Annotated in this window: 7 protein-coding genes; 3 read left to right on the top strand and 4 right to left on the bottom strand. The window is 62.7% G+C overall.

Annotated elements, in window-relative coordinates:
- Positions 1 to 71: 71 nt before the first annotated feature.
- The 4 genes from QZ079_RS06815 to QZ079_RS06800 form a co-directional block, all read right to left on the bottom strand.
- On the bottom strand, positions 72 to 1,889 hold the full coding sequence (locus tag QZ079_RS06815; protein ID WP_297036810.1) for a zinc ribbon domain-containing protein: 1,818 nt from the start codon (positions 1,887 to 1,889) through the stop codon (positions 72 to 74).
- A gap of 36 nt (positions 1,890 to 1,925) precedes the next feature.
- Positions 1,926 to 2,411 (bottom strand): zinc ribbon domain-containing protein, encoded by a 486-nt coding sequence (locus QZ079_RS06810; RefSeq protein WP_297036807.1) that lies wholly within the window; start codon positions 2,409 to 2,411, stop codon positions 1,926 to 1,928.
- A 67-nt stretch (positions 2,412 to 2,478) separates the two neighbouring features.
- Positions 2,479 to 2,877: a hypothetical protein gene (locus QZ079_RS06805; protein WP_297036805.1), complete on the bottom strand. Its 399-nt coding sequence runs from the start codon at positions 2,875 to 2,877 to the stop codon at positions 2,479 to 2,481.
- A gap of 71 nt (positions 2,878 to 2,948) precedes the next feature.
- Positions 2,949 to 3,653 (bottom strand): zinc ribbon domain-containing protein, encoded by a 705-nt coding sequence (locus QZ079_RS06800; protein ID WP_297036801.1) that lies wholly within the window; start codon positions 3,651 to 3,653, stop codon positions 2,949 to 2,951.
- Positions 3,654 to 4,136: 483 nt separating this feature from the next.
- On the opposite strand from QZ079_RS06800, the gene prfA reads away from it, so the two are divergent.
- From prfA to QZ079_RS06785, 3 genes are all read left to right on the top strand, one after another.
- Complete coding sequence (prfA, locus tag QZ079_RS06795; protein WP_297036798.1) at positions 4,137 to 5,204, top strand: peptide chain release factor 1; 1,068 nt, start codon at positions 4,137 to 4,139, stop codon at positions 5,202 to 5,204.
- Between the two features lie 286 nt (positions 5,205 to 5,490).
- The gene (locus QZ079_RS06790) at positions 5,491 to 6,633 is read left to right on the top strand and encodes a HemK/PrmC family methyltransferase (protein ID WP_297036796.1); all 1,143 of its coding nucleotides are present in this window, start codon (positions 5,491 to 5,493) and stop codon (positions 6,631 to 6,633) included.
- 288 nt (positions 6,634 to 6,921) lie between these two features.
- Positions 6,922 to 7,369, top strand: a 448-nt coding sequence (locus tag QZ079_RS06785; protein ID WP_297036793.1) for an L-threonylcarbamoyladenylate synthase, incomplete at its 3' end; no start/stop codon positions are given.

Genomic DNA, 7,369 nt, shown 5'->3' with positions numbered 1-7,369 from the left:
CCCCTGCCACGACGCGTGCAAAGGCGCGCGGCGCGCGGGCTGTGCCGAGGGAACAAGACATGGGGAGCTCCTTAGTATTTCCTGTAGTTGTAGTACTTCTCACGGGCCCGTTCAGCAGCATCGGCCGAGTAATTGGCCTGTTCGCTGGCTCGAGCCGCGTCTTCTTGGGCTCGGCTTGCTCGCTCAGCGGCATCGGCCGCCCTCCGGGCATCCAACGCGCGCTGCCTGTCAAGCTGGCTTGCCTCTTTGCGCCGCCTGCGGTTCTCTTCAAGATCTGCTTGGGCGATCCTCGTCCGCTCCTCTTGCAAACGGGTCTGCTCTTCCTGCAGACGGGTCTGCTTCGCAGCCTCTTCCCGCTGCGCCTCGCTCGTTTTCTTTACCTCGCTCGTCTGCGCTTCATTTGAGCGCTCGGTGTGAAGCATCATGTATCGCTGGGCGTCGTGTTTCTTAAGCTCGTCCATCCATTCGGCATCAATGCTCTGCTCGAAGTTTTCGAGCGGGCAGCTTTCGTTGAGGTTCGCGTACACGACATCGATGGACTTGTCGAGCGCGTCGAGCTTGTTCACAAAGCCGTAGGTGAGGGTGCTGAACCTCTCCTGCATGGTGGGGTCGACGGTTTTCTCGGCGCGCTTAATCTCAAGCGCTGCGGCATCGGCGCGTTCCTGCGCAGCCTTGTGTTTGCGTTCCGCTTGCTCGATGAGGCTGCCAAATTCCTTTTTCTTGTCGGCGACGGCCCGTTCGCACGCCTCGCTCTTTGTGACGGCTTCGGCTGCGCGCTTGCGTTCCGGCCCTCGCTGAAGGAAGATGCCTGCAACGAAGAACCCAATAGCGCCCACGAGCCCGATGATGCGAACGATGGGCAGTGCCGTAACAAGGAATGCGGCATGCAGGATCAGGTAATTGATGAGCGAAAGTGCGAGCGTAAGCACCACGAGGGCCAAGCAAAGCAGCGCATAATGCCTGATGGAATCGCTGATCGGGCGGGAATAGTCCAGCGCGACGCGTTCCCTGGAGAGGCGGTCGATCTCTGCATCGCAGTCGGCTTTGAGCTTTCGGAGCTCCTGAGCTGCTTGGTCGCGCGCGGCTAGTGCGTCGCGGTACTCGTCATTCGCGCGGTCGAGAGCGGCCTCGTCGAACGTTTCCCACATGCGCGTCGCGAGAATCTCGGCATCGTCGAGGAAGGGCTGTTCGTTCTCGTTGAGCCATGCGAAGACGGTGGCGGAGGTTTCGGCGTCGGTGGCAAGGTGCTTTTCGGCAAACGAGCGATACGCGTTAACCCGCGTGAGGTCGTTGAACGCGACCGTTTCGCTGAAGTACGTGGAATCGTGCTCCATGGCATCGATGCGCGATTGTACGTTTTTCGCGGCGGTTTCATCCTCAAGCTTCACCTTTGCCATATGGCTTCTCACAAGCTTGCTTCGCGAGCGAACCAGATTGTTCAGATTGGAGATTTCATTCTGAAGCTTTTTTCGGGCGTGCTCGGACATGGTTTTCGACGGGGTATTGCCGGCTGTCCGCTCCTCGTCGGTGAGGGATGAGGTGTAGGGCTCGATGTCGGCAGGAGTGCTGGGCGAGAGGCTGCGCGCGGCGGCCCTGGCCGCGTTGGCCGCGTTGGCCGCCGGGCTCGTGTGCGATGCGTGGGCGGCGTCGCGTTCCGTCTCGCTGCTTTCTGCCGCAGCCGCGCCCGTGGTTTTACCACCGAAGCGGTCCGCCCACTCCTGTGCGGTGTACTCCTTGCCCTCCCACACGATGATGTCGTTCGCGATGTCCGGATCGACGGTGACGCGATGCCCCCCTGCGGACTTCGCCTCTGCCGCGGCGGCTCCGCATTGTTCGCAGAATTTCGCCCCCGGTTTGAGCGGGGCTCCGCATGACGTGCAGTGGTTCATCTGTTCTCCCTTCCTTGCGTGTGGGTAATCCACGCGTTATCGGTTGATTGCGAACGCTGCGATACGGCCTATACCTCCCGCCACCGCGATGGCGATGCCGGCGACAAAGAGCACCGTGGCGATAATGGTGGGGAGGGAGAGACCCTCAGGGTGATAGGGGGCGATGACAGCGATCCATGCGATGGCGGCGATGATGATGCCGAAGCCGCCGAGAAGCGTTGCCATGGAGATGTGCTCGAAGTTCTTCCCGGTCATGAGGATGGTGCGGATGTTGCTTGCCGTACCGGACATGGCGGCTGCCGAGGGCTCTGTGCCCTTGGTCTGCGCGCTCGCTTGGGAGGTGGTGAATGCGGGTGCAGGCTGGGAGACGGGTGATGCGGCCACGGGCGCCGCGGGCTTGCTTGCGGGCGCAGGTGCGGCCGGGGAGCTCGCTGGCGCGCTTACGTTGGTAGCGGGCGCGCCGCAGGCGGAGCAAAACTTTGCGTTCGCTTCGAGCGGGGCGCCGCAGGATGAGCAGAACATGGCAAATCCTTTCTTGGAAGATGGATGGTGCGGGGCATGCTGTGCACGGGGCTTTTCGCGAGCGCCATTACCCCTGGAAGCTGATGAACACTCCAATGAAGCAGAGCACGAAGCTCACGGTATACAGCACCCCCGGCCTGCGCTTCCCAAAGAGGAGCGCGTTCTGCACGCGTGCCGCCCAGGGGAAGAGCTTGCCGCCGTCGGGGCGCACGCAGGGCACGAGCTGTGCCGCGCCCTCGCTCAGGACGCGCAGGGCGCAGCGTAGGATAACGAGTACGATTACCGAGAACGCGGCCGAGGTGAACGCCGCCACGATTGCTCGCAAGATGTCCCAGCCGAAGTGCCAGAGAAACGCGAAAAGTGCGAGGACGAGGATCCATCCAAACGTGGTGAAGTCGTCGACGTAGTGGTAGAGCGTTCCGGACTTGTTGTCGTACTGCTTAACCTTGTGCGTGATGAGTCCCATGGGTGTTCCTCTCTTTTATATAGGTATATAGGTGGGGCGTATATACGGGTGGGGGTGGGGTGTCTGGGCGGCTAGGCGATGCGGTTGCCGCAGTTGGAGCAGAACTTCGCGCCGGGCGAGAGCGGCGAGCCGCAGTTGCTGCAGAACTTGGGTGCAGCGGAGGTCTGGGGAGCGGTGGGTGTGGGCGCCGCCGAGGGGCTCTGCACCGTCGTCGCCTGCTTCGGGCGCGGCATGCCGGGGTGCAGCGGGTCCTCCCACTCGAGCGGCACGTAGCGCTTGCCCGTGCGCCGCTCATAGGTGGGCACGACGAGGGTTTCGAAGAGGTTGCCGAACTTGTTCCTGCACGAACGCACTGATGCGCCCCATGTCGGCACGAACTCGGAGAGCACCTCGTCGTTCATGAAGCGGTCGGCGAGCTCGTTCGCATCGCGCCACACGTTCGGGCGGTTGCGGCACGTCGCCTCCGCATTCGCGGGACCGATGTCGATGCCATAGCGCGTATCGAGGAAGTGGCAGACCACCGATCGGCGCAGGCGGGCAACGTATGCCTCGAAGCCGGGCTCCTCGTAAGGGTTCTCCGACGCACCCACGACCATGATGCCCTTGTTGCCGACAGGAAGGCGACCATATGTGTCAGCGTCAACCATGTCGGCCACGCGCGTGGCATTGTTGAAGCCGAGGCGGTACATGAGCGCCCAGCAGCAACAGTTCTGCCACACGCCGTCGTCGTTGCTGGTCGACAGTTTTAATCCGGTGTTAAGAAGCTCGATGTTCATACCGTCTTCCTCTCTAGCTCGCAGGTGCTCGCTGGAGTCCGCCACGGCTGGGTGCTTCCCGCAGGGGCCGCAACCTTGCCTCCTGTACAGCTATGAGTATAAGAAGTTTCGCAAACCCCAAATAGAGGTTTTGAAAGAGTACGAAATTTTTTTGAGGGGGACGAGACAAGCGCGGGCGCGTTGTCTCGCTGTCCGCCGGTGCAGCCCGCCGCCCAGAGTTTTTTCTCTATCACTCAATATCATCTGGGTATCACGGCGATGCCGTGTCTTTTCTGCAGGATGCGCAGCTGCCGCTTGCCCTTTTTGGCGCTCTGGGTATGATTAGGTGCCGGAAGAAAGGAAGCGCATGTATCTTCGGTTCGACATGCTCTAGCTGGGCTCATGATTCACCGCGTGCCGCAGGCGCCGCGGTGCCCTTCCGTATGGCCCTGCGCCCCGAATATCGTTTCCGGGCGTCCACTTCCAAAACGCAAAGGAACCATCATGCGCGATAAGCTCGAAAAACTCATTGCTGCCTACGAAGAGCTCGAGAAGAAGCTCCTCGACCCGTCTGTCCTCGCGGACCAGAAGGAATATACCCGCCTTGCCAAGGAGCACGCCAAGCAGGCCGAGCTCGTGGCCAAGGCGCGCGAGTACCTCACGGCGCTCGACGATATCGAGGCGGCGAAGGAAATGCTCCACGACACCTCCGACGCCGACGAGAAGGGCATGCTCCAGGAGGACATCTCCGCGAACGAGGAGAAGCTTCCCGGCCTCGAGGAAGACATCAAGTTCATGCTCATCCCCGGCGACCCGAACGACGAGAAGAACACCATCGTCGAGATCCGCTCCGCTGCGGGCGGTGACGAGGCCGCGATCTTCGCCGGCGACCTCTTCAAGATGTACCAGCGCTTCTGCGAGAGCAAGAAGTGGAAGCTCGAGGTGCTCGACGCGAGCCCGTCGGATGCTGGCGGCTTCAAGTCCATCGAGTTCAAGGTCACGGGCGACAAGGTCTACTCCGTCATGAAGTACGAGAGCGGCGTGCATCGCGTGCAGCGCGTGCCCAAGACCGAGAGCCAGGGTCGCATCCAGACCTCGACGGCGACGGTCGCAGTGCTGCCCGAGGCCGACGAGATCGACATCCAGATCGACCAGTCTGACCTGCGCATCGATACGTACTGCGCGAGCGGCCCCGGCGGCCAGTGCGTGAACACCACGTACTCCGCCGTGCGCATCACGCACCTGCCCACGAACACCGTGGTGCAGTCGCAGGAGCAGCGCTCGCAGATCCAGAACCGCGAGGTCTGCATGCAGATGCTCCGCGCGCGCCTCTATGAGATGGAGCTGCAGAAGCAGCAGGCAGAGCTGGGTGCCGAGCGTCAGAGCCAGATTGGCCACGGCAACCGTTCGGAGAAGATCCGCACGTACAATCAGCCGCAGGACCGCGTGACCGACCACCGCATCGGCTTTAACAGCACATATAACGGCGTGCTGCTGGGCGACGGCCTCGGAGCTGTGATCGACGCGCTCGCTGCAGCAGACCGCGCCGAGAAGCTTGCGGAAGCGGTGTAGCATTCGGAAGCGCGTTTCGAATCTAGAGATATCGTGCCGTTTTTCGAGGAAAAAGAACCACTGGTTCCATAGGTGGAACGCGTGCGCGTGCAGGTGAGCGGGCGCGCGCTTCTGCGTGCCAGATGTACGACAAGGCTTTGACAAGGTTTGTGCCAGAAACGCTCGGAACCGTTTTAGATGCTTGAGGTAGGGTGTGCGCATCGGGCGATGGCCGCGCCGCGCGGGCTGCGCGCCCCATCGCCTGCGGTAGAATCGGCGGAATGCAAAGAAAGCGGGGAAGGTGCTCATGGTTGATACGACGCAGGAGCCTTGGACTGTTGGCAGATGCTTCGAGTGGACGATCGGGTATTTCGAGCGTCTGGGGGTGCCGCAGCCGCGTGTTTCGGCAGAGTGGCTGGTGACGAGCGCCACCGGCCTGAGGCGCATCGACCTGATTATCAAGGCCGACCTTCCCCTCGAGCCGGCGGAGCTCGCTACGATTCGCGAGGGCATCCAGCGGCGGGTGGCGGGCGAACCACTCCAGTACATCACGGGCGAGACGGCGTTCAGACAGCTGAGCATCGCCTGCGAGCCCGGCGTGCTCATCCCTCGTCCCGAGACCGAGCTGCTCGTGGATTGCGTGCTCGAATACCTCGACCGGAACGTGACGGGGTGGGTGAAGCCGCGTCGCGAGCGCGTCCAGCTGCCGTGGAACGCCGAGGTCGAGGCGGCGCGCCAAGCCGAGCTCGCGGCGCGTGCCGCAGCGGAGCAGGAAGACGGCGAGGCAGCAGAGAGCGAGCAGGCAAAGGAGACAGAGCGGGACGAGGGCGATGCCCAGAGTGCCGTCACGGCAGAATCCGTTGCTACTGAAAACGTCCCTGCCGAGCAGGGTGCGGAAGATGCGACTGAAGGAACGTCCCCGCGCGGCGCGCGCGTACTCGAGGTCGGGTGCGGTACCGGGTGCATTTCGCTCTCCATGGTCTCGGAGCGCCCGGGGTGTGTGAGCTGCGTGGCGACGGATATCAGCGAAGAAGCCGTTTCGCTCGCGCGGCGCAACCGCGAGCGTCTGGGGATAGCGCCCGAGGCGCTCGATATCCGCCTCGGCGACCTCGTGCAGCCGGTGCTCCCTGAAGAACGCTCATCGTTCGACGTGCTCGTTTCGAATCCGCCGTACGTTCCCACGGCGGTGCTTGAAGCGATTCCGCACGAGGTGCGCGATTTCGAGCCGCACCTCGCGCTCGACGGCGGCGAAGACGGCTTGGAGATATTCCGTCGCCTTGTTTCGGTGGCGCCTTATGTGCTCAAGCAGGACGGGCTGCTCGCATGCGAGCTCTTCGAGGATTCGCTCAAGGAGGCGGCGGCGATCGCGAAGAGCGCCGGCATGCACGACGTGAGAATCATCGAGGACCTCACCGGCCGTCAGCGCTTCTTGTTCGCGCACACCGGCTAGGGCGCCGGGGCGTCATGCGCCGGTTTCCGAAATAAATAGCTACGTTAGCGACACATTTTCGACACACGCGCCGCTATACTGCGCCTTTGGGCGAAAGCATCGCCCCGTTTACGTTATCGACGCGCGGTTTGGGCTTCCTCGCACGCGACTCATGAGAGAATGCATCGATACTGCCATGCATCGAATGCTGTTCAGGGAGGATGTGTCGCTCAACAGATGCCAGAGATTTACCGTATAGCGACTGATAGCGCCCAGCCTTGCGATCAAGCGATCGCAGAGGTTGGAAACGTGCTTTCATCTGGTGGATTGGCGCTCATCCCCACCGAGACGGTGTATGGCCTCGCGGTTGCGGTGGCACCGTTCATGCAGCCTGGCGTGGCGAAGGGCGCATCCCGCGAGCCTTCCGTGAACGGCATGGTGCTTCCTCCGGAGAGCTCTGGGTATCGGCGCATCTTTACCGTCAAACAGCGTGACCTGGCCCAGACGGTTCCCTGGCTCGTGGGCGGGGTCGATGACCTCGATCGATACGGGTGCGCGGTAGACGAAGTCACGCGCGCGCTCGCCGACGCGTTCTGGCCGGGCGCGCTCACGCTCATTGTGCGCGCAAACGACCGCGTGCCGCGCTTCATGCAGGCTGCCGATGGCACCGTGGCGCTTCGCTGCTCCGCTTCGCCGGTGGTGGCCGCGCTCATCCGCGCTTGCGGCTGCCCGCTTGCGACGACGAGCGCCAACACCC

Source organism: uncultured Enorma sp. (assembly GCA_905210055.1).
Taxonomy (GTDB): domain Bacteria; phylum Actinomycetota; class Coriobacteriia; order Coriobacteriales; family Coriobacteriaceae; genus Enorma.
This window is presented reverse-complemented; position numbering and strand designations above follow the sequence as displayed.